This window comes from Streptomyces lavendulae subsp. lavendulae, from assembly GCF_002803845.1.
Taxonomy (GTDB): Bacteria; Actinomycetota; Actinomycetes; order Streptomycetales; family Streptomycetaceae; genus Streptomyces; species Streptomyces lavendulae.
Genome location: NZ_CP024985.1, coordinates 4,573,745 through 4,599,626, shown reverse-complemented (window position 1 = coordinate 4,599,626; position 25,882 = coordinate 4,573,745). Strand labels below are relative to the sequence as shown.

At 73.4% G+C, this 25,882-nt stretch carries 26 protein-coding genes; 5 read left to right on the top strand and 21 right to left on the bottom strand.

The annotated features are described in order from the left end of the window. Nucleotides 1-67: 67 nt before the first annotated feature. The gene (locus SLAV_RS20275) at nt 68-553 is read right to left on the bottom strand and encodes a hypothetical protein (RefSeq protein WP_030228649.1); all 486 of its coding nucleotides are present in this window, start codon (nt 551-553) and stop codon (nt 68-70) included. A 325-nt stretch (nt 554-878) separates the two neighbouring features. On the opposite strand from SLAV_RS20275, the gene SLAV_RS20270 reads away from it, so the two are divergent. Further along, nucleotides 879-1,400: a carboxymuconolactone decarboxylase family protein gene (locus SLAV_RS20270; protein ID WP_030228650.1), complete on the top strand. Its 522-nt coding sequence runs from the start codon at nt 879-881 to the stop codon at nt 1,398-1,400. 20 nt (nt 1,401-1,420) lie between these two features. On the opposite strand, the gene SLAV_RS20265 is transcribed toward SLAV_RS20270, so the two are convergent. From SLAV_RS20265 to SLAV_RS20245, 5 genes are all read right to left on the bottom strand, one after another. Next, complete coding sequence (locus SLAV_RS20265) at nt 1,421-2,296, bottom strand: alpha/beta hydrolase family protein (protein WP_030228652.1); 876 nt, start codon at nt 2,294-2,296, stop codon at nt 1,421-1,423. Between the two features lie 185 nt (nt 2,297-2,481). Further along, nucleotides 2,482-3,687 carry a kynureninase gene (gene kynU / locus SLAV_RS20260; protein ID WP_030228654.1) on the bottom strand — a complete coding sequence of 402 codons (1,206 nt, stop codon included), beginning with the start codon at nt 3,685-3,687 and terminating at the stop codon, nt 2,482-2,484. Next, on the bottom strand, nt 3,680-4,528 hold the full coding sequence (locus tag SLAV_RS20255) for a tryptophan 2,3-dioxygenase family protein (RefSeq protein WP_030228656.1): 849 nt from the start codon (nt 4,526-4,528) through the stop codon (nt 3,680-3,682). Before SLAV_RS20255 ends, kynU begins: the two co-directional genes overlap by 8 nt. 126 nt (nt 4,529-4,654) lie before the next feature. Further along, nucleotides 4,655-5,068 carry a DUF3151 domain-containing protein gene (locus tag SLAV_RS20250; protein ID WP_030228657.1) on the bottom strand — a complete coding sequence of 138 codons (414 nt, stop codon included), beginning with the start codon at nt 5,066-5,068 and terminating at the stop codon, nt 4,655-4,657. Between the two features lie 104 nt (nt 5,069-5,172). Then, nucleotides 5,173-6,255: a CE1758 family FMN-dependent luciferase-like monooxygenase gene (locus SLAV_RS20245; protein ID WP_030228659.1), complete on the bottom strand. Its 1,083-nt coding sequence runs from the start codon at nt 6,253-6,255 to the stop codon at nt 5,173-5,175. 306 nt (nt 6,256-6,561) lie between these two features. Here SLAV_RS20245 and SLAV_RS20240 point away from each other — a divergent pair, with 306 nt between their 5' ends. Then, on the top strand, nt 6,562-7,794 hold the full coding sequence (locus tag SLAV_RS20240; RefSeq protein WP_063760271.1) for an IS701 family transposase: 1,233 nt from the start codon (nt 6,562-6,564) through the stop codon (nt 7,792-7,794). A 39-nt stretch (nt 7,795-7,833) separates the two neighbouring features. Here SLAV_RS20240 and SLAV_RS20235 read toward each other — a convergent pair whose 3' ends face one another. The 10 genes from SLAV_RS20235 to SLAV_RS20190 all read right to left on the bottom strand — a co-directional run bounded on the left by SLAV_RS20235 (nt 7,834) and on the right by SLAV_RS20190 (nt 18,233). Beyond that, entirely contained in the window at nt 7,834-9,765 is a 1,932-nt protein-coding gene (locus SLAV_RS20235; protein ID WP_030228662.1) for a helix-turn-helix domain-containing protein, read from the bottom strand. A 133-nt stretch (nt 9,766-9,898) separates the two neighbouring features. Further along, nucleotides 9,899-10,618 (bottom strand): AfsR/SARP family transcriptional regulator, encoded by a 720-nt coding sequence (locus tag SLAV_RS20230; RefSeq protein WP_051840643.1) that lies wholly within the window; start codon nt 10,616-10,618, stop codon nt 9,899-9,901. An 85-nt stretch (nt 10,619-10,703) separates the two neighbouring features. Then, nucleotides 10,704-11,489 (bottom strand): ScbR family autoregulator-binding transcription factor, encoded by a 786-nt coding sequence (locus SLAV_RS20225; protein WP_234333519.1) that lies wholly within the window; start codon nt 11,487-11,489, stop codon nt 10,704-10,706. A gap of 263 nt (nt 11,490-11,752) precedes the next feature. Beyond that, nucleotides 11,753-12,775, bottom strand: a complete 1,023-nt coding sequence (gene fbaA, locus SLAV_RS20220; protein WP_100660923.1) for a class II fructose-bisphosphate aldolase — start codon at nt 12,773-12,775, stop codon at nt 11,753-11,755. A 269-nt stretch (nt 12,776-13,044) separates the two neighbouring features. Next, nucleotides 13,045-13,584: an orotate phosphoribosyltransferase gene (gene pyrE, locus SLAV_RS20215; protein ID WP_100660922.1), complete on the bottom strand. Its 540-nt coding sequence runs from the start codon at nt 13,582-13,584 to the stop codon at nt 13,045-13,047. Between the two features lie 21 nt (nt 13,585-13,605). Next, a complete protein-coding gene (locus SLAV_RS20210; protein WP_030228679.1) occupies nt 13,606-14,394 on the bottom strand; it encodes an aldose epimerase family protein in 789 nt (262 codons plus the stop codon). A 19-nt stretch (nt 14,395-14,413) separates the two neighbouring features. Continuing rightward, on the bottom strand, nt 14,414-15,319 hold the full coding sequence (locus SLAV_RS20205; protein ID WP_030228682.1) for an SRPBCC family protein: 906 nt from the start codon (nt 15,317-15,319) through the stop codon (nt 14,414-14,416). Between the two features lie 71 nt (nt 15,320-15,390). Further along, nucleotides 15,391-17,031, bottom strand: coding sequence for a polyamine aminopropyltransferase (locus SLAV_RS20200; protein ID WP_234333520.1), 1,641 nt, complete (start codon nt 17,029-17,031; stop codon nt 15,391-15,393). A 107-nt stretch (nt 17,032-17,138) separates the two neighbouring features. Beyond that, nucleotides 17,139-17,666 carry a DUF2617 family protein gene (locus SLAV_RS20195; protein ID WP_030228688.1) on the bottom strand — a complete coding sequence of 176 codons (528 nt, stop codon included), beginning with the start codon at nt 17,664-17,666 and terminating at the stop codon, nt 17,139-17,141. A gap of 327 nt (nt 17,667-17,993) precedes the next feature. Further along, on the bottom strand, nt 17,994-18,233 hold the full coding sequence (locus SLAV_RS20190; protein ID WP_078950241.1) for a hypothetical protein: 240 nt from the start codon (nt 18,231-18,233) through the stop codon (nt 17,994-17,996). 127 nt (nt 18,234-18,360) lie between these two features. Here SLAV_RS20190 and SLAV_RS20185 point away from each other — a divergent pair, with 127 nt between their 5' ends. Continuing rightward, a complete protein-coding gene (locus tag SLAV_RS20185; RefSeq protein ID WP_030228691.1) occupies nt 18,361-19,548 on the top strand; it encodes a pyridoxal phosphate-dependent aminotransferase in 1,188 nt (395 codons plus the stop codon). 13 nt (nt 19,549-19,561) lie between these two features. Here the strand turns inward: SLAV_RS20185 and SLAV_RS20180 are convergent, their stop codons facing one another. Further along, nucleotides 19,562-19,993 (bottom strand): DUF3224 domain-containing protein, encoded by a 432-nt coding sequence (locus tag SLAV_RS20180; protein ID WP_030228694.1) that lies wholly within the window; start codon nt 19,991-19,993, stop codon nt 19,562-19,564. A 46-nt stretch (nt 19,994-20,039) separates the two neighbouring features. Between SLAV_RS20180 and SLAV_RS20175 the strand changes: the two genes are divergently transcribed. Beyond that, nucleotides 20,040-21,170, top strand: coding sequence for a membrane protein (locus SLAV_RS20175; protein ID WP_030228697.1), 1,131 nt, complete (start codon nt 20,040-20,042; stop codon nt 21,168-21,170). Nucleotides 21,171-21,183: 13 nt separating this feature from the next. Here SLAV_RS20175 and SLAV_RS20170 read toward each other — a convergent pair whose 3' ends face one another. Beyond that, nucleotides 21,184-21,726: a type III secretion system chaperone family protein gene (locus SLAV_RS20170; protein ID WP_030228699.1), complete on the bottom strand. Its 543-nt coding sequence runs from the start codon at nt 21,724-21,726 to the stop codon at nt 21,184-21,186. A 144-nt stretch (nt 21,727-21,870) separates the two neighbouring features. Then, complete coding sequence (gene clpB / locus SLAV_RS20165) at nt 21,871-24,456, bottom strand: ATP-dependent chaperone ClpB (RefSeq protein ID WP_030228702.1); 2,586 nt, start codon at nt 24,454-24,456, stop codon at nt 21,871-21,873. A gap of 126 nt (nt 24,457-24,582) precedes the next feature. On the opposite strand from clpB, the gene SLAV_RS20160 reads away from it, so the two are divergent. Continuing rightward, nucleotides 24,583-24,987 carry a pyridoxamine 5'-phosphate oxidase family protein gene (locus SLAV_RS20160; protein WP_030228705.1) on the top strand — a complete coding sequence of 135 codons (405 nt, stop codon included), beginning with the start codon at nt 24,583-24,585 and terminating at the stop codon, nt 24,985-24,987. Nucleotides 24,988-25,159: 172 nt separating this feature from the next. Here the strand turns inward: SLAV_RS20160 and SLAV_RS20155 are convergent, their stop codons facing one another. Further along, on the bottom strand, nt 25,160-25,474 hold the full coding sequence (locus SLAV_RS20155; RefSeq protein ID WP_030228709.1) for a Rieske (2Fe-2S) protein: 315 nt from the start codon (nt 25,472-25,474) through the stop codon (nt 25,160-25,162). Beyond that, the gene (locus tag SLAV_RS20150) at nt 25,474-25,722 is read right to left on the bottom strand and encodes a hypothetical protein (protein WP_030228711.1); all 249 of its coding nucleotides are present in this window, start codon (nt 25,720-25,722) and stop codon (nt 25,474-25,476) included. The genes SLAV_RS20155 and SLAV_RS20150 overlap by 1 nt, the downstream gene beginning before the upstream one ends. Nucleotides 25,723-25,882: the final 160 nt, after the last annotated feature.

Below are 25,882 nucleotides of genomic sequence, written 5' to 3'. Positions count from 1 at the left end.
CGGGGCAGCCGGCACCTCCGCCGGCTGCCCCGCTCGGTCGTACGGGGCCTTCCCGAACGCTTCCGCGTCAGCAGAAGGCCTCCTTCGCCACGGCGGCGCCCTTGTTCCAGCCCTGGCTGAACTGCTGGTTGGCCGAGGGTGGGGCCGTCGCCTTGCAGTCGGCCTTGACCGCGTCCCAGCCGGCCACGATGCCGGCCTTGAGGGTGGTGCCCGTGGGCGTCGTCGTACCGCCGCCACCGCCGCTGCACTTGGTGACCGTCGAGCCCTGGCGGACCGAGTACTGGCCGTCCTTCGCCTTGGCGATGTTGAAGGTGCCGTCCGGGTTCATGCTGAAGCCGGCGCCGACGCCCGTGGACGACTCCAGGAAGGCGGGCCCCGGCTGGAACCCGCCCCCGGAGATGTTCACCGTGCCGTCCGGCAGGACGCCCGACAGGGAACACGTGGCGGCGGGAACGGCCGAGGGGGCCGCGGCCAGGGCGAGGGCGGTGGGACCCAGGGCGAGGGAGCCCGCCATCACGGGGGTGAGCAGGATCAGGCGCGTACGTCGGTTCATGGTGCTGCCTCCCACAGGGGAGAAGGGGAAGGGCGCGGGGCACTCCGAGATCCGGGACGGCATCGCGGCGCACGGGGGCCGGCCCCCGCGGGGCCCGCGGCACCGGTCCGGCGGGGGCCGCGGCGCCGGTCCGGGGGCCGCGGCGCCGGAGCGCCGGACGTGGCCGTCGTTTCCGTTCCCCATCGTCCCCCGGGCGGCCGCACGTGTCGCCCCGAAAAGTTTCTTCCCGGAATTTTCCCGGAACCTGTCACACTCCCGCCGTCCCGGCGGTCAGTGGGGTGAGGCCGACGCAGCGAGCATCGGCCCCGACCGCCGGAGGGACACCATGACGAACACGAACACCGACGCCGCCGACACCGCCGACACCGCCACCCTCTCCCGGATGGCCGACCCGGGCAGGTTCGTCCCCGAGCTGAGGGACGTCAGCGCCGCGCTCTTCCGGGCCACCGGCAACCGCTCGGTGCCGCGCACCACGATCAGCCTGGTCCACCTGCGGGCCGCGCAGATCGTCCACAACACGTACCTGACCATCCTGAACACCGGGTTCCTGCGCAAGGCGGGCGAGACCGAGGAGCGGATCACGGCCGTCTCCTCCTGGCAGGACGCCCCCTACTTCACCCCGGCCGAGCGGGCCGCCCTCGCCCTCGTGGAGGCGGTCCTCCAGCCCGCCCCGCAGGGCAAGGAACGCGTATCCGACGAGCTGTACGCGCAGGCGGCGGAGCACTTCGACGAGAAGGCCCTGGCCACCCTCACCATCGCGATCGGCCAGATCAACTTCTTCATCGCCCTGGCGCTGATCGGCAAGCCGGCCCCGGTCGCCTCCCTCGCCGACCGGCAGTGGGACTGACGCCGCCGCATCACCAGGCCCTACCAGGCCAGTTGCGAGATCTCCTCGCAGACCACCGCGCACGCGTCGGCCGCCGGGTCGATCAGGGGGAAGTGGCCGACGCCGTCGAGGAGGGTCAGGCCGACCAGCTCGCCCGCCTCCCCGGCGGCGGCCACGTACGACTCCGCCACCGCGTGCGGAACCACGATGTCCTCCCGGCCGTGCACCACCGCGGTGGCGATGCCGGTCGGGAGCAGGGCCGCCGGATCGGCGGACGGCAGGCGGGCGTCCCAGTGCTCCGGGCCGCCCAGCAGCTGCGCGGACGCGCCCCCGCACACCCCCAGTTCCTCCGCCACCGCGAAGTCCGCGATGGGGGCCAGCGCCACCACACCGCGCAGCGGCGGCGGGGCGGGCAGCCGCCACGGGGACCCGGCCGGCAGGACGTGCCGGGCCGCCGCCCACAGCGCGAGGTGGCCGCCCGCCGAGTGGCCCGTCACCACCACCCGGTGCAGGTCCGCGACGGGCAGCGCCCGCGCCGCCAGCCCCGGCAGCGCGTCCATGGCGGCGGCGACGTCGTCGAAGGTCTCCGGCCAACGCCCCGCCACCGGACCGCCGGAGCCCTGGTGCGGCAGGGAACTCCCGCGCCGGTACTCGACGTTGGCGACGGCGAAACCCCGCCGGGCCAGGAACTCCGCGAAGGGGGTGACGTGCTGCCGGTCGTAGGGGGCCCGCCAGGCCCCGCCGTGCAGGACCACGACCAGCGGCGCGGGACCCCCGGCGCCCCCGCGCGGGGCGTAGAAGTCGACGACCTGGTCGGGGTGTTCCCCGTAGGCGGCGCTCGCGTCGGGCGCGACCGGCGGATGGGAGAAGGCCGAGGCGGCCTCGGCGGCGTCCCGTTCGACTGCGGGGTCCGTCATCGGCTCAACCTCTCGGTAAACGCGTGGGACAGCAGGGACAGATGTTCCGGTGTTTCGCCAGAGCGGGACCGTATCAGGCTGGAACGGGCCGTCCTGTGGCCGGACCGGGCGCAACGGGAGCGGGCGGGGCCGAAGCCCCGCCCGCCCGTTCGCCACACCCGTCGAAGTGACGTTTCGCTACGGCGTCACCCGAAAACGTGACCCAGCGTGCGCGCGGCGCGCTCCGCGTCGGCGAAACCGACGTAGAGGGGAGTGAACCCGAAGCGCAGGACGTCGGGCGCCCGGAAGTCCCCGACGACCCCGCGGGAGATGAGCTCGGCCATCACCTCGCGGGCCCCCTCGGTCCGCAGCGAGACCTGGCTGCCGCGCTCGGCGTGCCCGGCCGGGGTGACCACCTCGACCTTCCCCTCCGGGACGTACCGCGCCACGCACTCCAGGAAGAAGTCCGTCAGCGCGAGGGACTTGGCACGGACGTCCTCGACCGCCACGCCCTCCCACACCCCGAGGGCCGACTCCAGCGCCAGCATGGACAGGATGTCCGGCGTCCCGACGCGCGCACGGGCGGCGCCCTCGGCCGGCTCGTAGCCCGGGGTCATCGCGAACGGCTCGCGGTGGCTGTTCCAGCCGGGCAGCGGGGAGTCGAAGGCACCCTGGTGGCGGGCGGCCACGTACACGTACGCCGGGGACCCGGGCCCGCCGTTGAGGTACTTGTACGTGCAGCCCACCGCGAGGTCGACGCCGTGCGCGTCGAGACCGACCGGGAGGGCGCCCGCGCTGTGGCACAGGTCCCAGACGATCAGGGCGCCCGCCGCGTGCGCGGCCGCGGTGAGGCCGGGCAGGTCGTGGAGCCGGCCGCTGCGGTAGTCGACGTGGTTGAGCAGCACCACGGCGGTGTCGCCGTCGAACGCGCCCGGCGCGTCGGCGGGGTCGACGGGCACCAGGTCCAGGCCGGTCAGCCGGGCGGCGGAGCCGGCGATGTAGCCGTCCGTCGGGAACGTGGTCGCGTCGACCAGCAGCTTCGTCCGGCCGGGTGCGGCCATCCGGGCGGCTCCGACCAGCGCCTTGAAGAGGTTGACGCTGGTGGAGTCGCCGACCGTCACCTGACCGGGGGCCGCGCCGACGAGCGGGGCGATGAGGTCGCCGATCCGCTCGGGGGCGGTCCACCAGCCGCTCTCGTCCCAGGACCGGATGAGGAGCTCGCCCCACTGGCGGCGGACGACGTCCGTCAGCGCGTCGGGGACGGCGGCCGGGAGCGCTCCGAGGGAGTTCCCGTCGAGGTAGACGACCCCGTCGGGGAGGGTGAAGCGCTCGCGGAGCTTGGCGAGGCCGTCCAGGGCGTCGAGCCGCGCCGCGCGCTCCGCCAGATCGGTCTCGGCGTTGGTGTCAGACATGGCTGCGGGCCGTCCAGAGCTCGGGGAAGACGTTCTTGGTGGCGCGCTTCTCCAGCCAGGTCACCCCGGCGGAGCCGCCCGTGCCGGTCTTCGCGCCCATCGCGCGGCGGGTCGCCACCAGGTGGTCGTTGCGCCAGCGCCAGACGAGTTCCGCGACGTCCGTGAGGACCTCGCCCAGCCGGTGCAGGTCGGCGTGGCCGCCGTCCGGCTCGGCGTAGAGGGCCGTCCAGACGGCCTCGACCTCCGCCGAGGGCTCGTAGCGCAGCGCGAGGTCGCGCGTCAGGACGGACTGGGGGACGGGCAGGCCCCGGCGGGCCAGCAGGCGCAGGGTCTCGTCGTAGAGGCTCGGCTCCTGGAGGGCCTTCTCCAGCTCTCCGTGGACGCGCGGCGCGCCCCGGTGCGGGACCAGCATGGACGCCGACTTCTCGCCCAGCAGGAACTCCATCCGGCGGTACATCGCCGACTGGAAACCGGAACCCTCGCCCAGCGCCGAGCGGTAGGCGTTGAACTGCGCGGGGGTGAGCTGCGCGAGGGGCCGCCAGGAGGCGTTCAGGGCCTCCAGCTCGCGGAGGGATCGTTTCAGCGCGTCCATCGCGACCGGGACGCGGTCCTCGCGCAGGGCGCGGGCCGCCGTCTCCCACTCGTGGACGATGACCGTGAACCACAGTTCCATGACCTGGGTCGTGACCAGGAAGACCATCTCGCCGGGGTCGTCCGAGCGGAGGTGCTGGAGGTGGGTGAGGACGTCTGCCTGGACGTAGTCCTCGTACGGGGTCGTGCCGGCGAAGTCGAGGTTCGGGGTGTCCGAACCGGCTCCGGAGGCATCAAGGGCGTGCGACATTTCTGTCTCCTCGACACGTGCTTCCGGGTAGCGGTCCGCTCCTTCCGTGAGGTAAGTGGAGCCCCGGTCCCCTGCCCCGCATCATAAACAGGGGATCCGGGAGCCCTCTAGGGCGAACGCCGGCAGTTATACGAGCGTGTCCGCGGCCGTCGGCGAGGAGTCGCGCAGGAAGGTGGAGCAGCGCTCGTACTCCTCCTTCTCGCCGATGGCCCCGGCGGCGCGGGCCAGGGCGTGCAGGGCGCGCAGGAATCCGCGGTTCGGCTCGTGCTCCCACGGCACCGGCCCGTGGCCCTTCCAGCCGGCCCGGCGCAGGGCGTCCAGGCCGCGGTGGTAGCCGGTGCGGGCGTACGCGTACGACTCGACCGTGTGGCCCGCCTCGAAGGCGCGGTCCGCGAGGGCGGCCCAGGCGAGGGAGGAGGTCGGGTGCGCGGCGGCCACCTCGGCCGGGTCGGTCCCGGCGGCGAGGGCCTCGCGGGGCGCGGGCTCGTCGGGCAGGTGGGTGGGGGCGGGGCCCCCGAGCAGGTTCTGGTGAATCGACATGGCTTCAGTGTGTCCGATGGGGCGTGCGTCCGGGGGCCGGGTGTCCGGGGCCGGGTCCTCACCCGGGGCCGGGTCCTCACCCGGGGGTGCTCACCCGGGGGTGCTCACCCGAGGGCGCCCGCCCGGGGGCGCGTCGCCGGGTGGCGGGGGCCCGGCGGGGCGGCCGGGGCGCGGCCCACGGCCAGCTCCCGGCGCAGCACCGGGACGATCCGCTCCCCCAGCAGGTCGATCTGCTCCAGGGCGGTCTTCAGCGGCAGCCCCCCGTGGTCCACGGCGAAGAGCTGGCGCTGGCAGTCCCCGTAGGCCTCCCGGAAGCCGAGGATCTTCTCGACGGCCTCGTCGGGGCTGCCCACGACCAGCGGGGTCCGGGCCGCGCACTCCTCCAGGGAGTACCGGCCCCCGTACGCCCGCGACCGGTCGAAGTACGGGCGGAACTCGCGCACCGCGTCCTGCGAGCGGGCGCGCACGAAGACCTGGCCGCCGATCCCGACGACGGCCTGTTCGGCGGTGCCGTGGCCGTGCTCCGCGTACCGGGTCCGGTACAGGTCCACGAGGCGGGCGTGGTGCTCGACGGGGCCGTGGAGGTTGTCGGCGAAGAAGCCGTCGCCGTAGTACGCCGCCCGCTCGGCGGTCTCCGGCGAGCGCACCGCCGCGTGCCACACGAAGGGCGGTACGCCGCCCAGCGGGCGGGGCGTGGAGGTGAAGCCGTCGAGGCGGGCGCGGGAGCGGCCCCGCCAGTCGACCTGCTCCTCGCGCCACAGCCGGTGCAGCAGGGCGTAGTTCTCCCGGGCCAGCTCGTGGCCCTGGCGGAGGTCCTGGCCGAACCAGGGGTAGACGTCCGGGGTGTCGCCGCGGCCGGTCATCAGGTCCACCCGGCCGTCGGCGAGGTGCTGGAGCAGCGCGAACTCCTCCGCGACGCGCACGGGGTCGTTGGTGGTGACGAGCGTGGTGGCGGTGGACAGGATGAGCCGCCGGGTGCGGGCGGCGACGTGGGCGAGCAGGAGCGGCGGCGCGGAGCAGACGTAGGGCGGGGCGTGGTGCTCGCCGACGGCGAAGACGTCGAGGCCGGCCTCCTCGGCCCGGACGGCGAGGGCGGTCATCGCCTTGATCCGCTCGTGCTCGGTCGGCGTCCGGCCGCCCAGCGGATCGGGAGCCACCTCACCGATCGAGAAGATGCCGAACTGCACCCTGCCGCCCCGCCTCTCGTGCCGACGCCGTACGCCCGGCGGGGCGGTGCCGGGGGGCAGGCCCCGGCACCGCGTTCCGTGGGGGGCCACCGGGGCCCGCAACAGGACCGTGCCGGATCCCGCGGCGACGGGCCAGGGCCGCCGCGCCAGTCCGTCAAGTCGGCGTCACGGCACGGGGGGTGGTGGGGTCCCCACCACGTTCCGGCCGAGTGCGGTGCCCGGCACACCTGGCCGCAAGAGGGGTACTCGAAGGACGGTGGGGGTGTAGTCGATGCGCGTCTAGGGGGACACGTCGTGGCAACGATCATGAGAAGCGGCACCGTCACGGGTACGGGGACGACCACACCGGACCGCGGCGGTGCGCCCGGCAGGGGCGGCGGCAGGGCCGGCGGACCGGCCACGGCCGCCGCGTACGAGGCCGCCGACGACCTCTGCGCCGCGGTGCTGGGCTCGCTGCGCCGCAGGGACCAGCGAGAGAAGGGCCGCCGGTACGTACGGGGACTGCTGGCCCTCCCGGGCCGCAAGTCGATGCGCGGGATCGCCGGACAGGTGGGCGGAGCGGCCGCCGAGCAGAGCATGCACCACTTCATCTCCGGCTCCACCTGGGACTGGGAACCGATCCGCGGCGCTCTCTCCGGCTACCTGGAGGCCACGACCACACCGACCGCGTGGGTGGCGCAGCCGATGGCCATCCCCAAGGGCGGCGAGCACTCGGTGGGCGTGGCGCACCGCTTCGACCCGCACCAGGGGCAGATGTTCCGCGGTCAGCAGGCCTTCGGGACCTGGTTCGCGTCCGCCGCCCTGGTGACTCCGGTCGGCTGGCGGATGTTCCTCCCGGAAGAGGCGGCCCCCGCGGGCCCGGGGCCCTCCGCCGCCGCGCCCGGCACCCTCGCCGCGCGGGCCGCTTACGAGGAGGCCGCGTACGAGGAGTCCGCGACCGCCTCCGTCATCGCGACCGTGCGCCGCACCACGGGCGCGCCCCGCCCCGTGGTGCTGGACATCCGCCACATCGGCACCCGTTCGACGATGAACCGCTTCGCGCAGGCCGGGCTGCCGGTCATCGCCCGCGTCGACCCCGCGACCCCGCTGCTCGTCACCGACCCGGCGCTGCCCGGCCACGGCGCGGGCCCGCGCGGGGCCCGCGAGGTCCTGCGGTCGGTGCGCGGCCTGTGCACCCCGGTGGAGTGGACCGACCCGGACCCCGCGCACCCGGGGGGCCGCCACCGCAGCACCCTCGCGGTGGCGGTGCGCGTGATGATGCCCGACCCGTCCCCGGCCCGCCGGCGCCACCTGCTGCTGGTCGGCGAGTGGACGGACCCGCGCCGCGAACCGGCGCAGATGTGGGTGACGGACCTGGTGCGCCTCCCCGTGGGCCCGCTGCTGCGGCTCACCAAGCAGGCGCTGCGCGTGGGCTGCGCCGCCGAGCACAGCGGCCGCGAGGCGGGGCTGCGCGACTTCGCGGGCCGCGCCCTGCCCGGCTGGCACCGCCACGTCACCCTGGCCTCGATCGCGCACGCCGCCCGCGCCCTGACCGCGTAGGCGGACGGGGAGCCCGCCCGCACCGGCGGGCTCCCCGCCCTACCCCGCCTGTTCGGCCTGCTGCGCGGCGGTGCGGCGGTCGTGCAGGACCGTACGGGCCTTGCGCAGCCGCAGCGCCAGCTGGATTTCGAGGGCCTGCGCGGGCTTCTGCCAGTGCGGGCCGAGCAGTTCGGCGATGCGCTCCAGGCGGCGGGAGACCGTGTTGGGGTGCACGTGCAGGGTCTCGGCGGCGTGGGTGGGACTGGCCCCGGAGGCGAAGTAGGCCTCCAGGGTGCGGGTCAGGTCCGTCAGCCGGTCGGTGTCGTACTCCAGGACGGGGCCGACGGTCGCGGCGATGAAGGACTCCACGTCGTGGTCGGCGGACAACAGCAGTCCGAGGAAGCCCAGTTCGCGCAGGGAGGCGGTGCCGCCGACCCCGTCCAGGGCGGTCAGCGCGTCCAGGCAGCGCACGGCCTCGGCGTACGCGCGGGCCACCTCCCCCGGAGCGGCGGTGGGTCCCGCGGCGCCCGTGGACACGGCGTGCCCGAGGAGCGGCGAGAGTTCGCCGGAGACCCGGTGCGCGGCGGCCGAGGCGTCGTCACCGGGCAGGACCAGGACGATGCAGCCGCGGCGGACGCCCTTGAGGCCGCCCGCCCGGTACGCGTACGAGGACGCCCAGGCGACGGCCTTGCCCAGTTCGCCGCCCTCGGGCCGGGCGACGACCACCACGTGCGGGCGGTCGAGGTCGATGCCGAGCCGACGGGTGCGCTCCAGCAGGTGCAGGTCGACGGAGTGCGGCCGTTCCAGCAGGTCGGCGAGGAGTTCGTCGTGCACGGGCCCTTCGGCGGCGGCGGTGCCGCGCTGGATCAGCATGAGGGAGGCCACGGACTGCGCGGCGAGCTGGAGCAGCCGGACGTCCTCCTCGGCCAGCGGCGCCGACGCGCTCAGCAGGAGCACCCCGAGGTCCTCGGCGCCGGCGAGTACGGGGGCCAGCCACAGGTCGCCGGGCAGCCGCACCGGCCGCCGGTCGGTCAGTGCCTGGAGGGCCGCCTTGGTCACCGCCTCCTCGTCCAGGCCGGGCAGTTCCCCGGTGGCGGTCAGCGGCCGGCCGCCCGGGTCCCGTACCTGGAGCACGCCGTCCAGCGCGTCGGCGGTGGCCCGGGCGAGGGTGGGCAGCCCGGCCCCGTCGAGGACCATGCCGGCCAGCCGGGCGTGGCACTCCCACAGGTAGCGGACCCGGGTGAGGGCGGTGTTGGTGCGCGAGCCGAAGGCCTCCAGCTCGGTGACCTCGTCCCGGGTCTGCTCCAGCAGACGGGCCTTCTCGATCGCGACGGCGGCCAGGTCGGCGAGGGAGAGCATGATGCCGATCTCGTCCGGGGTGAACTGCCGTACCGCGCGGTCGGAGCCGTAGAGGGCGCCGAGGCTGGAGTCCCCGCGGCGCAGCGGGACGGCGATGATCGCGTGCAGGCCCTCCGCCTCGACGACGGCGTCGATGCCGGGGGCGTGCGCGATGGACGGGTCGGCGAGGTAGTCGGCGGTCCACACCGGGGAGCGGCGGGCCTGGGCGATGCTGCCGAGGCCCCGGCCGGTGCCCAGTTCGAGGCCGACGTTGAGGGCGGTGGTCTCGCCCTCCGAGGTGCGTACGTACGCGGACCCGTCCGGGCGGCTGAGCGAGAGCCAGGCCATGTCGAAGCCGAGGAGGCGCCGCGCGCGGCGGGTGATCAGGCGGAGCAGGCCGTCGATGTCGTACGGGGAGGTGAGGTCGTGCGCGGTGTCCACGAGGGCGGTGAGGGCCGCTTCGCGCTGTTTGCGGCGGGTCGTACCGGCCCGGACCGAGCGGGCCAGTTCCACGGCGCGGCCGAGTTCCGCGAGTGCCTCCTCGCCGGCGCCCGTGGCGTGGGCTTCGGCCAGCAGGGCGTCGTACCGGCCCTGCGGGGCGTCCGCCGCCAGTAGTTCCAGTACGGACAGTGCGCCCGAATTTTCCCCCGGCATCCAGCCATCCCCCGTCCGACCAGCTGTTTTCTGCCCGGGTTCCGAACCTAGGTTCCGTGCGGCGAGGGGTCAAGCAGGGCGCGCGGCGGCACCGGACCGGCCGGGCGCCGCGGCCGGGGCGGGGGCCGGGCCGTCAGGGACGGGTGGCGCAGGCCAGGGCCGGGAGGGGGCCCAGGGCCGGGCCCGCCGGAGCGGGGCGTGGGGTCAGGGCGCGTTCCTCGGCCCGGCGCAGGGCGGCCAGGTAGGCGCCGCCGGGGCGCCCCGCCCCGGCACCGCGCAGACCGGCCAGGGCCAGGCGCAGTTCGCGGTGGCGGCCGAGCGCGAGTTCCGCTTCGACCCACTGGCCGAGTACGGAGAGACGGTCCGCGTCGAGCACGGCGATGCGCCCGCGGAGCCAGGTGCCGGCCGCGATCCCGTCCAGGGCGGGGCCGGTCCACAGGTCCAGGGCGCCGCGGAGCCGGGCGGCGGCCCGGGCGGCATCGCCGCGTCCCAGGGCCCGGTAGCCGGCTCCGGCCTCGCGCTCGAACTCCCGGACGTCGCAGCGGCCTCCGCCGGTGTCGAGAAGATACCCGCCGGGACGTGCCGAGAGCACGGTTTCGGGAGTGCGTACCGAGGACGGGCCCAGCGCCTCGGCGATCCGCTCGCGCAGGCGGCGCACGGCGGTGTGCAGAACCTCCCGGGTGTGCTCGGGCGGGACGCGGCCGGCGAGTTCGCCGGCGAGCACGGAGACCGGTACGACCCGGTCGGGACAGGCCGCGAGGACCGCGAGGACGTGCCGGGACTCCGGTGTGGGGGCCGTGATGGGCACACCGTTCTCGGTGACCCGAGGGGGGCCGAGTACCTCAATGTCCACAGTGTTCTCCCTGGGCAGGCGGCACAAAAAATAATACCCGGAAGGATCTTCTTGGGAAGCGGAGGTACGAACGAACGCGGTCCCGTCAGCCGGAGGCCCTCCCACCCCGATCCTCGCCCGGGCCCTCGTCCGGGTCCTCACCGGGGTCCTCGCCCGAGCCCTCGCCGGGGCCCTCGCCCGGGTCCACCCCGGCCGCGCAGCCGGTCCGGCACGCGTGGACGCCGTCCGGCCCGAACAGGACCCGCGCACCCCGCCCCGGCCGGGTGTCCAGCCGGATCGCCACGGCCGGCACCACCACGTTCGGCATCACGTGCGTGTACAGCTCCGACACCTGCGCGTCCAGGTCCAGGCGCAGCATCTGGGACATGGTGTTGAGCCCCGCGTACGCGCCCACGATCAGCCGCGACGGCACCAGCGTGTCCACGTTGGGCAGCAGCTCGCCCCGCGCCTTCGCCTCTTCCAGCACGGACACGTGCTGGTCGATCCAGGCCTGGTAGGGGGCGGCCCGGTCGAGCGTCTGGCGGGCGGCGTGCTCCAGGGACAGCCGGGCGCTCGCCCGCATCAGCGTCTCGTGCCGCAGCCGGTGCGAGAAGACCATGCCGATGTCCACGAACTCCTGCGCCTTGTACGGCTGCGGCCGCATCGGGGGCTGCGAGGCGTTCTGCGCGTCGATGACGGCCTGGGCGAGGCCTTCCTTGGAGTCGAAGTGGAAGTAGAGGGCGCCCTTGGTGACCTTCGCGATGTTGACGATGTCCGAGAGCTTGGCGGCGTCGTAGCCGTGCTCCTCGAAGACCTCGGCCGCCGCCTCCAGGATCGCCCGGCGCGTGCGCACCGCCCGGTCCTGCTTCACCTGGGGTCGCTCTGTCCTCATGTCTGGCGTCGCCTTCTCCTGGCCCGCCGGCTTTACATCCTCACGGGTACGTTTTTATGTCTAGATTCCACACCATCGTGTGGCCACAAGTCCACCGAACCGGTCCCCCTGCGTCAGATTGCCGGGCATCCGGCTTCCCACCCTGCCCGAAAGGGCAGCGAAACAAGGCGGAGGTGAGGATTCCGGCCCCCGGGCACGACAAAGGGGGTCCTCCGGTCCGTTGCGGACCGGCGGACCCCCTTCGGGTCCTCGGTGCTGAGCGCCTACTTCAGCTTGGTACCGGCGGAGCGCAGGTTGGCACAGGCCTCGGCGACGCGCTTGGCCATGCCGGCCTCGGCCAGCTTGCCCCAGGTGCGCGGGTCGTAGGTGGACTTCGTGCCGACCTCGCCGTCGACCTTCAGGACACCGTCGTAGTTGCGGAACATGTGGTCCGCGACCGGGCGGGTGAAGGCGTACTGGGTGTCGGTGTCGAGGTTCATCTTCACGACGCCGTTCTCCAGCGCGGTGGCGATCTCCTCGGCCGTGGAGCCCGAACCGCCGTGGAAGACGAAGTCGAACGGCGAGGCCTTGCCGTACTTCTCGCCGACGCCGGCCTGGAGGTCCTTGAGGAGCTCGGGGCGCAGGACGACGTTGCCCGGCTTGTAGACGCCGTGCACGTTGCCGAAGGAGGCGGCCAGCAGGTAGCGGCCCTTCTCGCCCAGGCCCAGGGCCTCGGCGGTGCGCAGCGCGTCCTCGACGGTGGTGTACAGCTCGTCGTTGATCTCGTGGCTGACGCCGTCCTCCTCGCCACCGGTCGGGGTGATCTCGACCTCAAGGATGATCTTCGCGGCGGCGGCCTTGGCGAGCAGCTCCTGGGCGATGGCCAGGTTGTCGGACAGGGTCTCGGCGGAGCCGTCCCACATGTGCGACTGGAAGAGCGGGTTCAGACCACGGGCCACGCGCTCGGCGGAGACCTCCAGGAGCGGACGTACGTAGCCGTCCAGCTTGTCCTTGGGGCAGTGGTCGGTGTGCAGCGCGACCGTCACGTCGTACTTGGCGGCGACGACGTGCGCGAACTCGGCCAGGGCGACGGCGCCGGTGACCATGTCCTTGTTGTACTGGCCACCCAGGAACTCGGCACCGCCGGTGGAGATCTGGATGATGCCGTCGCTCTCGGCCTCCGCGAAGCCGCGCAGCGCGGCGTGCAGGGTCTGGGTCGAGGTCACGTTGATGGCCGGGTAGGCGAACTTGCCTGCCTTCGCCCGGTCGAGCATCTCGTTGTAGATCTCGGGGGTTGCGATGGGCATCTGTCCGCTCCTTGGTTGTGCGGGGAAGGGTGCTGATTGCGGGCCCTGACCTGGGGGCGACGTCATCGTCGCGCCTATCTTTCCAGACTCGGCGCGACACTCCACCCCCCTCACCACCCGACGGAGCCCAGAGCGTGCGGAGTGTTTCACGTGAAACACTCCGCACGCTCCGAAAAGGGCAGGTCAGGACCGGCTCGGCGACACTTCGGGACCTTCGTCACGAGTCGTCGCACACCGTCCCCACGAGCGGGGCCCGAGCCGGGCCGGGGTCAGGAAAGACCCAGGTCGCCCAGCCGGTAGCCGGTCAGGTACGGCAGCCCGGCCGCGGCGATGGCGTCGGCCGCACCCCGGTCCACGATGGTCGCGACGGCGACGACCTCGCCGCCGGCCTCGCGGACCGCCTCGACGGCGGTCAGCGGGGAGCCGCCGGTGGTCGAGGTGTCCTCGACGACCAGGCAGCGCTTGCCCTTGACGTCGGTGCCCTCGATGCGGCGCTGCATGCCGTGGGCCTTCTGCGCCTTGCGGACGACGAAGGCGTCGAGGCGCGCGCCGCGGGCGGCGGAGGCGTGGAGCATCGAGGTGGCCACCGGGTCGGCGCCCAGGGTGAGGCCGCCGACGCAGTCGAAGTCGAGGTCGGCGGTGAGGTCGAGCATGACCTGCCCGACCATCGGGGCCGCCTCGCCGTCGAGGGTGATCCGGCGCAGGTCGATGTAGTAGTCGGCCTCCTTGCCGGAGGAGAGGGTCACCTTGCCGTGCACGACGGCCTTGTCCTTGATCTGCTGCAGAAGCGCATCGCGTACGTCAGTCATGCCCCCGAGCTTAATTGCGCCCTACGGGAGCCGCCGCCAGGTCCAGGTGCTGGAGATCTCCAGCGGATCGACGGGGGTGACCAGCTGCGGGAGGCTGTTCAGGCCGTTCGGCGGTCCGGACTGGGGCTCGACGCAGACGGCCTCGGGCTGCTCGTCGTAGACCACCACCCATTCGGCCCGGCTGGTGACCTTCAGCTCCAGCTGACCGGGCCACGTGAGGGTGACGTCGACGCCCTCGGGCATGCCGAAGCAGTCGTCCCAGGGGCCCGGCTTCGGGGCGGTGCGGCGGCCGGTCGGGATGTGGTCCTCGCCGCGCTCCTCCTGCCAGGCGGGGTCGAAGGCGATCTGCGCCTCGGGCCCGCCGGGGGTGAGGACGCGCTGGAACCAGGGGTGCCAGCCCGCCTGCGCCGGGAAGGAGTCCTGGTACGTCTCCACGCCCATGGTCAGCGTGAGCGCGTCCTCGGTGAGCTCGAAGACCTGGGTCACCCGGCCCGCGTACGGCCACGGGTCGGTGAGGTCGTAGACGAAGGCGGCCCGGGTGGCGCTCACCCCGGCGGGCTTCCAGGAGGCGTCGCGGCCGAAGCCGTGGATGGCGTGCGGGGGATGGTTCAGGGGCAGCCGGTGGACGGCCGCGCCGTCGTGGAACCGTCCGTCCGCCGTCCGGCCGCACCAGGGGACCATGGGGAAGGACCCGAAGTGCGGGCCCTGGCGCAGCAGCTCGGTGCCGTCGACGCGCAGACTGCTGATCCGGCAGCCGTTCTCCCGGTCGATGGTGATGTCGGCGCCGCCGGCGCTCAGTCGCGTACTCATACGGCGACCCTACGGCCCGTCAGCGGCGGCGGCGCAACACCCTTCCGACGACGACGGCCGAGGCCAGGGCGAGGGCCGCGGCCGGGGCGACCCAGCGCATGCCGGCTCCCGCGCCGACGGTGGAGGGGGCCGGTACGGGGGCGTAACGGCCGCGCGGGGGCGCGTGGTCGACCTCCTCGGCGCTGCGGCCGATCATCGTGCGGCGGGCGTGGGCGGCCTCGGCCGGGGGGCGGGCGGAGCCGCCCGGGGCACTGGTGGACGCGGGGTCGGCCCCAGCGGGTCCCGGCGACTCGGCCGCCTCCGCGAAGTCGGCTCCCGCGAAGGGGTCCAGGGACGGGGGCGGCACCTCGGTCTCGAACACGGACGCACCGGTCCCGGGCCCGCCCTCCCCAGCACTCCCCGCGGCTCCGTCCGCCCCATCGGCCCCTCCGGCCTCTGCCCGCTCCTCCGCGTCCGCCACCGGGTCCTGCGGCCGGGGCCGGGCGTCGCGTTCCGGTCCGGCGGCCGCGGCGAGGTTCCCGGCGAGCCGGTCGAGGAGCCGGCCGGCGGCGGTGGCGGTGGCCTCGGGCTCGAAGCCCGCGGCGCGCCCGTCGGCGGTGGCCTCCACGGTGAACTCCAGCCGGGTACCGCCCTCGTGCGGGATCAGCCGCAGCCCGAGGTCCAGCTTGACGGTGCCGCTCCCGCGCACCTCGGCGCCCTCGCCCGCGGCGGCGAAGCGGCCGGGCTCCGGCTCGGTGAGGGACAGGGCGCCCCGGTAGGTCACCGTGCTCCCGCCGACCCGCACCCGCAGCCGCCCCGCGAGCGGCCCGGCCGCCGTGTCGGCGTCCTGCTGGAGCCCTGGGACGCAGCGGGCCACCCGGGCGGGATCGCGCAGCAGGGCGCGGAGATCGTCTGCCGGTACCGGAACGAACACCTGATGCTCCATGTGGTCGAGCCTACCGAGGTGACCCCTCCGTGCACACGGACACGACAGTCCCGTTCCCCGGCGGCCCGGGATCAGGAGTAGCGCGGGTGCGGGAGCGTCGAGGGCGGGAGCCCGGCCGGCCGGGTCCGGGCCGCGTCCCGGGCGGAGTCCTGCAGGGCCCGGGTGGACACGGCGTGCAGGGCGGGGGTGTCCCGGTCGACCCGCAGCTCGGGGACCCGTTCGCGGGCGGCGAGTACGAAGCCCCAGTCCTGCGGGGGCGAGCCGGTGACCCCGGCGGTGCGGTCGGGGCCGGCGCCGAAGCCGGTGAGGCGGCCGCCCGCGCTGTAGGGGGTGGTGAGCAGCCCGGCCGCCCGCAGGGTGGACTCGACGGTCCAGTAGGTGCGCGGCCGGGTAGTCAGGGGCCCCGCGTGGACCGCGAGCCGCCCGCCGGGGCTCAGGGCGCGCGCGGCCAGCCCGTAGAACTCCTGCGAGTACAGCTTCGTGCTCGGGGTGATGCCCGGGTCGGGGAGGTCGGAGACGATGACGTCGAAGCGGTCGCGGGCGGCCGGACCCCGCAGCCAGTGGAAGGCGTCCTGCGTGACGACGCCGAGCCGGGGGTCCTCGTAGGCCCTGGCGTTGAGCGCGGAGAGCATGGGGTCGGTGCGGGCGAGCCGGACCACACCGGGGTCGAGCTCGACGACGGTGACGGAGGCGACGTCGCGGTAGCGCAGCACCTCGCGGGCGGCGAGCCCGTCGCCCCCGCCGAGGACCAGGACGCGGGCGTGCGGGCCGGTCATGGCGGGGTGGACCAGGGCCTCGTGGTAGCGGTACTCGTCGTAGCCGGAGACCCGGAGCCGGCCGTCGAGGTAGAGGTCGAGGGAGCGCGGGGAGCCGGTGGCGGGGCCGGTCAGCACCAGTTCCTGCACGCCGGTCTGGACGGCGACGCGGACCTCCCCGCCGTAGACGGCGGTGCGGGCGACCCGTTCGAAGTCGTCGGCGAGCAGGGTCGCGGAGGCGAGGACGGCGAGGACGGTCGCGTTGGCGGCGATCAGCAGCCAGCGGCAGCGGCGGCTGAGGTCGCGGCGGAACAGCCACAGGACGAGTCCGCCTCCGGCGACCGCGTTGACGGTGCCGGTGAGCAGGGCGCCGGTGAGCTGCCCGACCATCGGGAGCAGCAGGAAGGGGAAGGCGAGCCCGCCGACGAGGGCACCCACGTAGTCGGCGGCGAAGAGATCGGCGACGGCCCCGCCGGCGTCCTGTCTGCGGACGCGCTGGATGAGGACCATCAGCAGCGGGATCTCCGCGCCGATGAGCACCCCGATGGCGAAGGAGAAGGCGACGAGGGCCGGCCGCGACTCCCCCAGCCAGGCGAAGCTCGCGTACAGCGTCATCGCCGAGAAGCCGCCGAGCAGGGCGAGCGCGGCCTCGATGGCGCCGAAGCCGAAGGCGGGCCGGCGTCGGAGCCGTTTGGCGAGCAGCGAGCCGACACCCATGGCGAAGACCATGACGGACAGCACCACCGACGCCTGGGTGACGGAATCTCCGATGAGGTACGAGCCGAGGGCGAGCAGTTCCAGTTCGTACACGAGCCCGCAGGCGGCGCACACGAACACGGTGGCCAGGACGAGGAGTCGGCCGGTCCGGGGGCGTACGGGCAGGGCGGCCGGGACGGGCTGCACGCCCCGCGGCTCCGGCGCCGGGAGCACCCCGCGCGGGGCGGAACGGTCGATCATGCAGCGAACCGTACGTCACCACCCACCCACACCCTGTCACCCACATGGGTGCAACTGGCGTACCGATCAGGCCAGTTGGCGTAATCAGCAGGCAACCGGCCCGCAACTCAAGCGCTCTCGACGACCGCTCCCGTGCGCACGCCGACCCGGGTCCGGGTGGCCACCAGCTGGCCCTCCTGCGGGTACGCGTGCCAGGTCCGCCAGCGCACCTGACCCTCGTACCGCTGGGCCAGCAGGGCGGTGAACGCGTGCGGGTCACCCGGGAAGGTGCCCGCTAGCCCGTTCGGGTGGTCCGCGACCAGCGCGAGCAGTTCCTGGGCCCGCCCCGCGAAGGAGCCGCGCGAGAGGGTCTCCACGCGCGCGGCGAACTCGTACTCCCAGTCACCCACCCGCTTGGCCACACCGAGCGGCAGCGGCGTACTGCTGCCGGGCATGCAGGCGACCGTCTCCGAACAGAGCACCTCGCCCTCCTCCAGGAGCACCTGATGGGAGGCCCCGAGCAGACGCAACTCCACCTTCGCGTCCGCGAGCTGGAGGTTCAGTACGGCCAGGGCGGGCAGCCGCTCCCGTCCCAGGGCCCAGGCGAGATCGGCGGCACGCGTGTCGGTATAGGTGGTCTGGAGGGTCGTGAGCATGAGTCGGCTCCGCAAACGCGCGAGGGAGATGGGCCGGGGCCCGCCAGCGGTAGTCAACGGGTGGGGGGACACCGGCACGGGTCCACAGGAAGTCCAGGGAGGTCCGAGGACTGGTCTACTCAACCGAGGGAATCATGAAAGGCACGGCACTCACAGCGTTTTTACCCAACTTGACGGGGTTTACATCCCCCCGGGGGCTCGTCGGTTCACGTGTTCAACAACATGCCGCCCGTACGCCGTAGCGCGGGTCCGAACAAGAAGACGTACCAGGGAAGTTGTCCCCACCGGAGCACCTGTTCACGCGGCCCCGGCAGGCCTCTCCCAGTGTCAGCTGGACCCGCACCCTCCGCCACCGCAGGACGACCCGCACGAGGACGACGAACCGCAGGAGGACGAGGAGCCGCACGACGAGGACGAGCCGCAGGAGGAGCCCCCGCCGCTGCCCGCCCACCAGCCGCCGGAACCGCCCCCGCTGCCGCTGCCGCCGGAACCACCACCACCGAAGAGCTTCTTGATCAGGACGATGCCGCCCACCACGGCCACGACGATCAGCACGGGAAGGATCATGTCCCGCCCCCTCTCTGACACCCGGTCCCCCGGGGCCCGGGATCCCCTCGTCCCGGTGTGCAGGGGGGATGCCCCCAGGCCAACGCGGCCAAAGCACACTTGAGCAACTCCAGAGCTTCCCCTCAGGATGACGGCCATGAGCGCACCCGCGAGCAGCAGCAACCGCCCGTTCCTCAACCGCCGGCTGGCCGCCTTCGGCACGACGATCTTCGCGGAGATGTCGGCGCTGGCCTCCAGCACGGGATCGATCAACCTGGGCCAGGGGTTCCCCGACACCGACGGCCCCGCCGAGATCGCCGAGGCCGCCGTCCGCGCGATCCGCGACGGCCGCGGCAACCAGTACCCGCCCGGTCCGGGCGTCCCCGAGCTCCGCACGGCGATCGCCGCCCACCAGCAGCGCTTCTACGGGCTCGGGTACGACCCGGACACCGAGGTGCTCGTCACCGCCGGAGCCACCGAGGCCATCGCCGCCGCCCTCCTCGCCCTCCTGGAACCCGGCGACGAGGTCATCGCCCTCGAACCGTTCTACGACTCCTACGCCGCCTGCATCGCCATGGCCGGGGCCGTCCGCGTCCCGCTCACCCTGCGCGCCCCGGACTTCCGCCCCGACCTGGACGCCCTGCGCGACGCCGTCACCCCGCGCACCCGGCTGCTCCTGCTGAACACCCCGCACAACCCGACGGGCACCGTCCTGACCCCCGCCGAACTGGCCGCGATCGCCGAACTCGCCGTCGAACGGGACCTCCTCGTCGTCACGGACGAGGTCTACGAACACCTGGTCTTCGAGGGCGGCCACACCCCGCTGGCCTCGTTCCCCGGCATGCGCGAACGCACCGTCACCATCTCCTCGGCCGGCAAGACCTTCTCCTTCACGGGCTGGAAGGTCGGCTGGATCACCGCCCCGCCCGCCCTGGTCTCGGCCGTCCGCTCCGCGAAGCAGTTCCTGACGTACGTCTCCTCGGGGCCCTTCCAGTACGCCGTCGCCGAGGCCCTCGCCCTCCCCGACTCCTACTACGACGGCTTCCGCGCCGACCTCGCCGCCAAGCGCGACCTCCTCGCCGACGGCCTCGCCGACGCCGGGTTCGAGGTCTTCCGCCCGCAGGGCACGTACTTCATCACCACCGACGTCTCACCGCTCGGCGAGAAGGACGGGCTCGCCTTCTGCCGCGCCCTCCCCGCCCGCTGCGGCGTGGTCGCCATCCCGAACCAGGTCTTCTACGACGACAAGTCCGCCGGCGCCACCCAGGTCCGCTGGGCGTTCTGCAAGCGGACCGATGTCCTCCAGGAGGCCGTCAACCGCCTGCGGCAGCTCTGACCGCGCCCCGGGACTAGGCCTCGCCCGGCAGTCCCGGGAGCCGGTACTCGAACCAGACGCGGTGGGTGCCGTCCTCCTCGACGAGCAGGCCGCCCGAACCGGTGATGCCGGCGAGGGCGGCCGTGCCGCTGCCCGGGACGATCAGGAAGTGGTCGGTGCCCCGGTGCGGACCGCCGTCCGTGGTCGCCGAGTGGACGAAGTTGAAGGCGCCCGACCGGCCTTCGAGGGATCCCTCGAAGGACTCCATCGCGACGTACGTGCCGATCCCCGCGGCCTGGTCGAACGCCGCGGTGAAGAGCGTGGCCGAACGGCCTTCGAGGCCCTCGCCCTCGTAGTGTTTCTCCAGCGTGGCGACGCCGACCGGGAGCGCGGTCTCCACCGCCGGTTCCGGTACGAGCGACGCCGGAGTGAAACTGACGACCTTGAAAGTGCCCGCGGTTCGCATCATCGGACGAGCGTACTGCCGTGGGTACGGGAAAGCCGGGCGGAACATGACGCTGGTGGCCCTGCGGCCGCGGGTACGGCAGACCACGGCCCCGACGGCCCTCGTCGCGCTCGGGGTGTTCGCCGCCGTACGCGGGGCCGGGGTGCTGGTGGTGGCCGCCGGATCCTGGTGGGCCGGCCGGGACCCGGTACGGGTGCTCGGCGCCTCCTGGGACTCCGTCTGGTACCTCGGCATCGCCGCCCACGGCTACGGCCGGACCCAGATGTGGGCCTCCGGCTCCGTCCAGAGCGACTACGCCTTCTTCCCGCTCTACCCCGCCCTGGTACGCCTCGCCGGCGGCACCGCGCTCGCCGGGCTCGCCGTGTCCTGGACGGCCGCCGCCGTGGCCGCCGTGGGCGTGTACCGGGTCGGGGAGCGGCTCCTCGGGACCCCCAGGGGCGGGGTGCTGCTCGTCGGTCTGTGGGCGGCGCTGCCGCATTCCGTGGTGCTGACCCTCGGCTACACCGAGGCGCTGCTCGCCGCCCTCGCCGCCTGGGCCCTGGACTGCCTGCTGCGCGGGCGCTGGGCGGGGGCGGCGGCCCTGGCGGTGCTGGCCGGACTGACCCGGCCCACCGGGATCGCGGTGGCCGCCGCCGTGACGGCGGCGGCCGTACGGGAGCTGGCCGTGCGGGACCGGCGCGCGCCCGCGGTGTGGGCGGCCGGGCTGCTGGCGCCGGCGGGCTGGGCGGCGTACGTCCTGGCCGTCGGGGTCCGCCGGCACGACCCGTTCGGCTACTTCACCGTGCAGCGGCAGTGGGGCTCGCGCTTCGACTTCGGAGCGGGAGCGCTGGGCTCGGTGGAGAAGGTGCTGACCGGCGGGCACACCCCGCTCGCCACCACGGTGACGGTGGCCGTCCTGGCCGCGGCGGGCCTGCTCGCGGGGGCCCTGCTCCTGGAACGGGCCCCGCTGCCGCTCCTCGCGTACACCGGGACCCTGCTGCTGATCACCTTCGGCGGGGCGGGGTTCTTCGAGTCGAAGCCGCGGTTCCTGCTGCCCGCGTTCCCGCTGCTGCTGCCGCTGGCCGCCGTCATGGCGAGAGCCCGGCCGCGCACGGCGGTCGCGGTGACCGCCTGCCTGGCCGGGCTCTCGTACGGCTACGGGGTGTACCTGCTCCTGGTGGCGCGGATACCTCCGTGAGGGCCGTCGGCGACTAGTTGTCCTCGTCGCCTTCGGTCTTGTCGTCGCCCTCCGCGGAGTCGACCTCCTTTTCGAGGCCGAGCTGCTCGATGAGCCACTTGTCGAACTCGATCGACGCGCGGACCCAGCTGACCGTGGAGGACACGAAGTGCTCCAGGCTGACGCCGGTGCCGATCAGCATCTGCGCCTCACCGATCAGACGGACCGAGCCGTCGTCGTGCGTGTGGCTGTAGACCTTGGGCCACAGGGTGCGACGGTTCCAGTCGTCGATCGATTCGAGCAGCTGCGGCTTGTCGTCGATCGCGTGCGGACGGTCGTAGAAGGTCCGGACGGAGAAGACCTGCTGCTCGCCTTCGCCGCGGAACATGAAGTACGTCCGGAAGTCCTCCCACGGCGCCGCGAGGTCACCCTCGTCGTCGACGACGTACTTGAGCTCCATCTGCTCCAGGAGCTGCTTGACCAGATCCTGGTCGGGGACGACGGGGCCCGCCGGTCCTGTGGCCTGCGGTTCGGGCTGACCCCCGAAGTTCGGAATCGAGGCCGGGTCGATGCTCACCGTGTACTTCCCTTCGTGCGGATACAGCCATCCTCCCCCATCCGTCCCACCCCGTGTCCACCCCCGCACGCCCGATCCGCTCCGGGCGGACACCGCGGCGGTGGGCGGAGCGGGAAACGGGCGCGAAACGGGCGTGTCCGGCGGCTACAGGGCCTTGCCGACCAGCAGGCCGTCGCCGGCCACGTCGACGCGGACGGTGTCGCCGTCCTTGACCTCGCCGGAGAGGATCTCCTTGGCGAGGCGGTCGCCGACCGCCGTCTGGATCAGGCGGCGCAGGGGGCGGGCGCCGTACGCCGGGTCGTTGCCCTCGTCCGCCAGCCAGGCCAGGGCCTCGGGCGTGACCTCCAGGGTGAGCCGGCGCGCCGCGAGGCGCTGTGCGAGGCGGTCGATCTGGAGCTCGGCGATGTGGGCGAGCTCGTCGCGGGTGAGGGCGGAGAAGACCACCAGGTCGTCGAGCCGGTTGAGGAACTCGGGCTTGAAGCTCGCCCGCACCACGTCCAGGACCCGGGCCTTCTTGTCCTCGGCGGAGGTCGCCGGGTCCACCAGGAACTGGCTGCCGAGGTTGGAGGTCAGGATCAGGATGGTGTTGCGGAAGTCCACCGTGCGGCCCTGGCCGTCGGTGAGGCGGCCGTCGTCGAGGACCTGGAGCAGGATGTCGAAGACCTCCGGGTGGGCCTTCTCCACCTCGTCGAGCAGGACCACGCTGTAGGGGCGGCGGCGGACGGCCTCGGTGAGCTGGCCGCCCTCCTCGTAGCCGACGTAGCCGGGCGGGGCGCCGACGAGGCGGGCCACGCTGTGCTTCTCGGAGTACTCGGACATGTCGATGCGGACCATGGCCCGCTCGTCGTCGAAGAGGAAGTCCGCGAGGGCCTTGGCCAGCTCGGTCTTGCCCACGCCCGTGGGGCCCAGGAAGAGGAACGAGCCGGTGGGGCGGTCCGGGTCGGCGATGCCGGCGCGGGTGCGGCGCACCGCGTCCGAGACGGCCCGTACGGCCTCGCCCTGGCCGATCAGGCGGCGGCCCAGCTCCTCCTCCATGCGCAGCAGCTTCTGGGTCTCGCCCTCCAGCAGCCGGCCGGCCGGGATGCCGGTCCAGGCGCCGACCACGTCGGCGATGTCGTCCGGGCCGACCTCGTCCTTGACCATGGTGCCCTTGGAGGCCTCCGCCTCGGCCTCGGTGGCCTCGGCCAGCTCGCGCTCCAGCGTCGGGATCTCCCCGTAGAGCAGCTTGGAGGCGGTGTCGAAGTCCCCGTCGCGCTGGGCGCGCTCGGCTTGGCCGCGCAGGTCGTCCAGGCGCTCCTTGAGCTCGCCCACCCGGTTGAGGGACTGCTTCTCCTTCTCCCAGCGGGCGGTCAGGCCGCGCAGCTCCTCCTCCTTGTCCGCCAGGTCCTTGCGGATCTTCTCCAGGCGCTCGATCGAGGCCGGGTCGGACTCGTTCCGCAGCGCCAGCTCCTCCATCCGCAGCCGGTCGACGGAGCGCTGCAGCTCGTCGATCTCCAGCGGCGAGGAGTCGATCTCCATGCGCAGCCGGGACGCGGCCTCGTCGACGAGGTCGATGGCCTTGTCGGGCAGGAACCGGGAGGTGATGTAGCGGTCGGAGAGGGTGGCGGCGGCGACGAGGGCGCTGTCGTTGATGACCACCTTGTGGTGGGCCTCGTAGCGGCCCTTGAGACCGCGCAGGATCGCGATGGTGTCCTCGACGGACGGCTCGGCGACCAGCACCTGCTGGAAGCGGCGCTCCAGCGCCGGGTCCTTCTCGATGCGCTCGCGGTACTCGTCCAGGGTGGTCGCGCCGACCATCCGCAGCTCGCCGCGGGCCAGCATGGGCTTGAGCATGTTGCCCGCGTCCATGGCGGAGTCCCCGCCGGCGCCCGCGCCGACGACGGTGTGGAGCTCGTCGATGAAGGTGATGATCTGGCCGTCGCTCGACTTGATCTCCGCCAGGACGGTCTTGAGGCGCTCCTCGAACTCGCCGCGGTACTTCGCGCCGGCGACCATCGCCCCGAGGTCGAGGGAGACCAGCCGCTTGTTCTTCAGCGATTCGGGGACGTCGCCCTTGACGATCCGCTGGGCGAGGCCCTCGACGACGGCGGTCTTTCCGACGCCGGGCTCGCCGATCAGCACCGGGTTGTTCTTGGTTCGGCGCGAAAGGACCTGGACAACGCGGCGGATCTCGTGATCACGGCCGATGACGGGGTCGAGCTTGCCCTCGCGGGCGGCCGCCGTGAAGTCCGTGCCGAACTTCTCCAGGGCCTTGTACTGGCCTTCGGGATCGGGGGTGGTCACCCGCCGCCCTCCTCGTGCGTTCTCGAAGGCGGCCAGCAACTTCTTCGCCGTCGCGCCCTGTGCGGAAAGGACCTCACCGGCGGCCCCGCCCTTGGCGGCGGTCCCGATGAGGAGGTGTTCGGTGGAGAGGTAGTCGTCGCCGAGCCTGCCCGCCTCGGCGTCGGCCTCGGCGAGTACGGCGAGCAGCTCGCGGGTGGGCTGCGGGGGCGCGACGGTGGAGCCCGTGACGCTGGGCAGGGCGGCGAGCAGCCGCTCGGCGCCGGAGCGGACGGCGGCCTGGTCGGCCTCGGACGCGGCGAGCAGGTCGGTGACGTTCTCGTTGTCCTCGCCGGCGAGGAGCGCCAGCAGCAGGTGGGCGGGGGTCAGGTCGGCGTGGCCGTCCTTGACGGCCCTGCTGGTGGCCGCGTTCAGGGCGTCGCGGCTCTTGTTCGTCAGCTCGGCTTCCACTCTGTGGCTCTCCTCTCCTGCGGGGGTGTGCCGTGCACGGTGCACCGCACTGCGTAACTCTGACAGCTTCAGCGTCTGCAAAGTTGAGTCTATTCCACTCAAGGCGAGTTACGTACGCTTCGGCGCATGTCCCATGACGTATTCGATCCGACGCCCGAATACCTCGCCTTCTGGCGGGAGCGGCACGTCTGCACCCTGACCACCCCGCGGCCCGACGGCACGCCGCACGTGGTGCCGGTGGGCGTGACGTACGACCCGGAGGCGGGGCTGGCCCGGGTGATCAGCAACAGGCACAGCAAGAAGGTGCGCAACGTCCTGACCTCGCCCGACGGCACGGCGCGGGTCGCGGTGTGCCAGATGGAGGGCCGGCGCTGGGCCACTCTGGAGGGGCGCGCGGTGGTCCGTACGGACGAGGCGTCGGTCGCCGACGCGGTGGCGCGCTACGCGGAGCGGTACGGGCGGACGCCCTCGCCCAACCCCGACCGCGTGGTCCTGGAGATCACCCTGGACCGGGCGATGGGCCGGGCCTGACGCACGGGGCCGCCCGCCGGGTCCGGCGGGCGTTCTCAGCGGATCCCCATGTGATTGTCCGGTTCAACCACTGGACGCGGACATCACAACGGCGCCATCGTGGTCAGGTCCACGATGGCGCCGTTGTGTGGGGGTAGCACCTGGGGCGATCTGCAACGACGGGGGAATCGCCTCAGGCACTGCGGGGGGTGGCGGTGGTGATATCGGGTTCGAAGAGCTGGTGGTCCCGCTGATCGAGATTGACGAAGACCATGCCGTACCGCACCTCGCAGCGGACGGGCTGCGGTGCGCCCCGGGGGCGGCGCAGACAGCGGTAGGCGCGGACGTCCTCGTCCTCCTCGCGCACGACGACGATGGGCTGGCCGAAGAGGGTGACCATCAGCGAGTCGCCCGCGTAGGGGATGGCGGTCGCGAGGTCGATGAACTGCCAGCCGGACCGGTAGGCGGAAGCCATCTCACGTCGGAAGTCGCGGTCGTCGGGGGTCATCAGACGTCCATCGCAGGAAGAGCGGTCCAGCCGGTGTCGAACTTGCCGTTGTCCTCGGCGTCCGCCGGGGTGGCGGTCCAGCCGGTGTCGGTGCCGGCGGGGGTCGCGGTCCAGCCGGTGTCGATGTCGGCGGGGGTCGCGGTCCAGCCCGTGTCGAAGCCGGCGGGGGTGGCGGTCCACCCCGTGTCCGACTTGGATATCGCGCCGCTGGTCGTCCAGCCCGTGTCGCCGGCCGGAGCGCTCCCCACGCCACTCCCGACAGCACTGACTGTCCCAAACACCGCAACAGCGGAGAAACCAACGGCAAGCGCCGAGCGAAGCATTCTCTTATACATGGTCGGCTTCGTCCTCACTTGATGGAATCCTCTCCCCCGCCTGACAGACGATGGCTCATTCAGGCACGTCAAT

What these genes read in the sequence shown, in the direction of transcription:
- SLAV_RS20235 (WP_030228662.1), bottom strand. Translation starts at nt 9,765, where the DNA reads ATGCCGGGGGAAAATTCGGGCGCACTGTCCGTACTGGAACTACTGGCG.
- SLAV_RS20250 (WP_030228657.1), bottom strand. Translation starts at nt 5,068, where the DNA reads ATGTCGATTCACCAGAACCTGCTCGGGGGCCCCGCCCCCACCCACCTG.
- SLAV_RS20275 (WP_030228649.1), bottom strand. Translation starts at nt 553, where the DNA reads ATGAACCGACGTACGCGCCTGATCCTGCTCACCCCCGTGATGGCGGGC.
- SLAV_RS20175 (WP_030228697.1), top strand. Translation starts at nt 20,040, where the DNA reads ATGACGCTGGTGGCCCTGCGGCCGCGGGTACGGCAGACCACGGCCCCG.
- SLAV_RS20160 (WP_030228705.1), top strand. Translation starts at nt 24,583, where the DNA reads ATGTCCCATGACGTATTCGATCCGACGCCCGAATACCTCGCCTTCTGG.
- SLAV_RS20195 (WP_030228688.1), bottom strand. Translation starts at nt 17,666, where the DNA reads ATGCTCACGACCCTCCAGACCACCTATACCGACACGCGTGCCGCCGAT.
- pyrE (WP_100660922.1), bottom strand. Translation starts at nt 13,584, where the DNA reads ATGACTGACGTACGCGATGCGCTTCTGCAGCAGATCAAGGACAAGGCC.
- SLAV_RS20225 (WP_234333519.1), bottom strand. Translation starts at nt 11,489, where the DNA reads ATGAGGACAGAGCGACCCCAGGTGAAGCAGGACCGGGCGGTGCGCACG.
- SLAV_RS20190 (WP_078950241.1), bottom strand. Translation starts at nt 18,233, where the DNA reads ATGATCCTTCCCGTGCTGATCGTCGTGGCCGTGGTGGGCGGCATCGTC.
- SLAV_RS20185 (WP_030228691.1), top strand. Translation starts at nt 18,361, where the DNA reads ATGACGGCCATGAGCGCACCCGCGAGCAGCAGCAACCGCCCGTTCCTC.
- SLAV_RS20270 (WP_030228650.1), top strand. Translation starts at nt 879, where the DNA reads ATGACGAACACGAACACCGACGCCGCCGACACCGCCGACACCGCCACC.
- SLAV_RS20255 (WP_030228656.1), bottom strand. Translation starts at nt 4,528, where the DNA reads ATGTCGCACGCCCTTGATGCCTCCGGAGCCGGTTCGGACACCCCGAAC.
- kynU (WP_030228654.1), bottom strand. Translation starts at nt 3,687, where the DNA reads ATGTCTGACACCAACGCCGAGACCGATCTGGCGGAGCGCGCGGCGCGG.
- SLAV_RS20200 (WP_234333520.1), bottom strand. Translation starts at nt 17,031, where the DNA reads ATGATCGACCGTTCCGCCCCGCGCGGGGTGCTCCCGGCGCCGGAGCCG.
- SLAV_RS20210 (WP_030228679.1), bottom strand. Translation starts at nt 14,394, where the DNA reads ATGAGTACGCGACTGAGCGCCGGCGGCGCCGACATCACCATCGACCGG.
- SLAV_RS20205 (WP_030228682.1), bottom strand. Translation starts at nt 15,319, where the DNA reads ATGGAGCATCAGGTGTTCGTTCCGGTACCGGCAGACGATCTCCGCGCC.
- SLAV_RS20180 (WP_030228694.1), bottom strand. Translation starts at nt 19,993, where the DNA reads ATGCGAACCGCGGGCACTTTCAAGGTCGTCAGTTTCACTCCGGCGTCG.
- SLAV_RS20240 (WP_063760271.1), top strand. Translation starts at nt 6,562, where the DNA reads ATGAGAAGCGGCACCGTCACGGGTACGGGGACGACCACACCGGACCGC.
- SLAV_RS20265 (WP_030228652.1), bottom strand. Translation starts at nt 2,296, where the DNA reads ATGACGGACCCCGCAGTCGAACGGGACGCCGCCGAGGCCGCCTCGGCC.
- fbaA (WP_100660923.1), bottom strand. Translation starts at nt 12,775, where the DNA reads ATGCCCATCGCAACCCCCGAGATCTACAACGAGATGCTCGACCGGGCG.
- SLAV_RS20155 (WP_030228709.1), bottom strand. Translation starts at nt 25,474, where the DNA reads ATGACCCCCGACGACCGCGACTTCCGACGTGAGATGGCTTCCGCCTAC.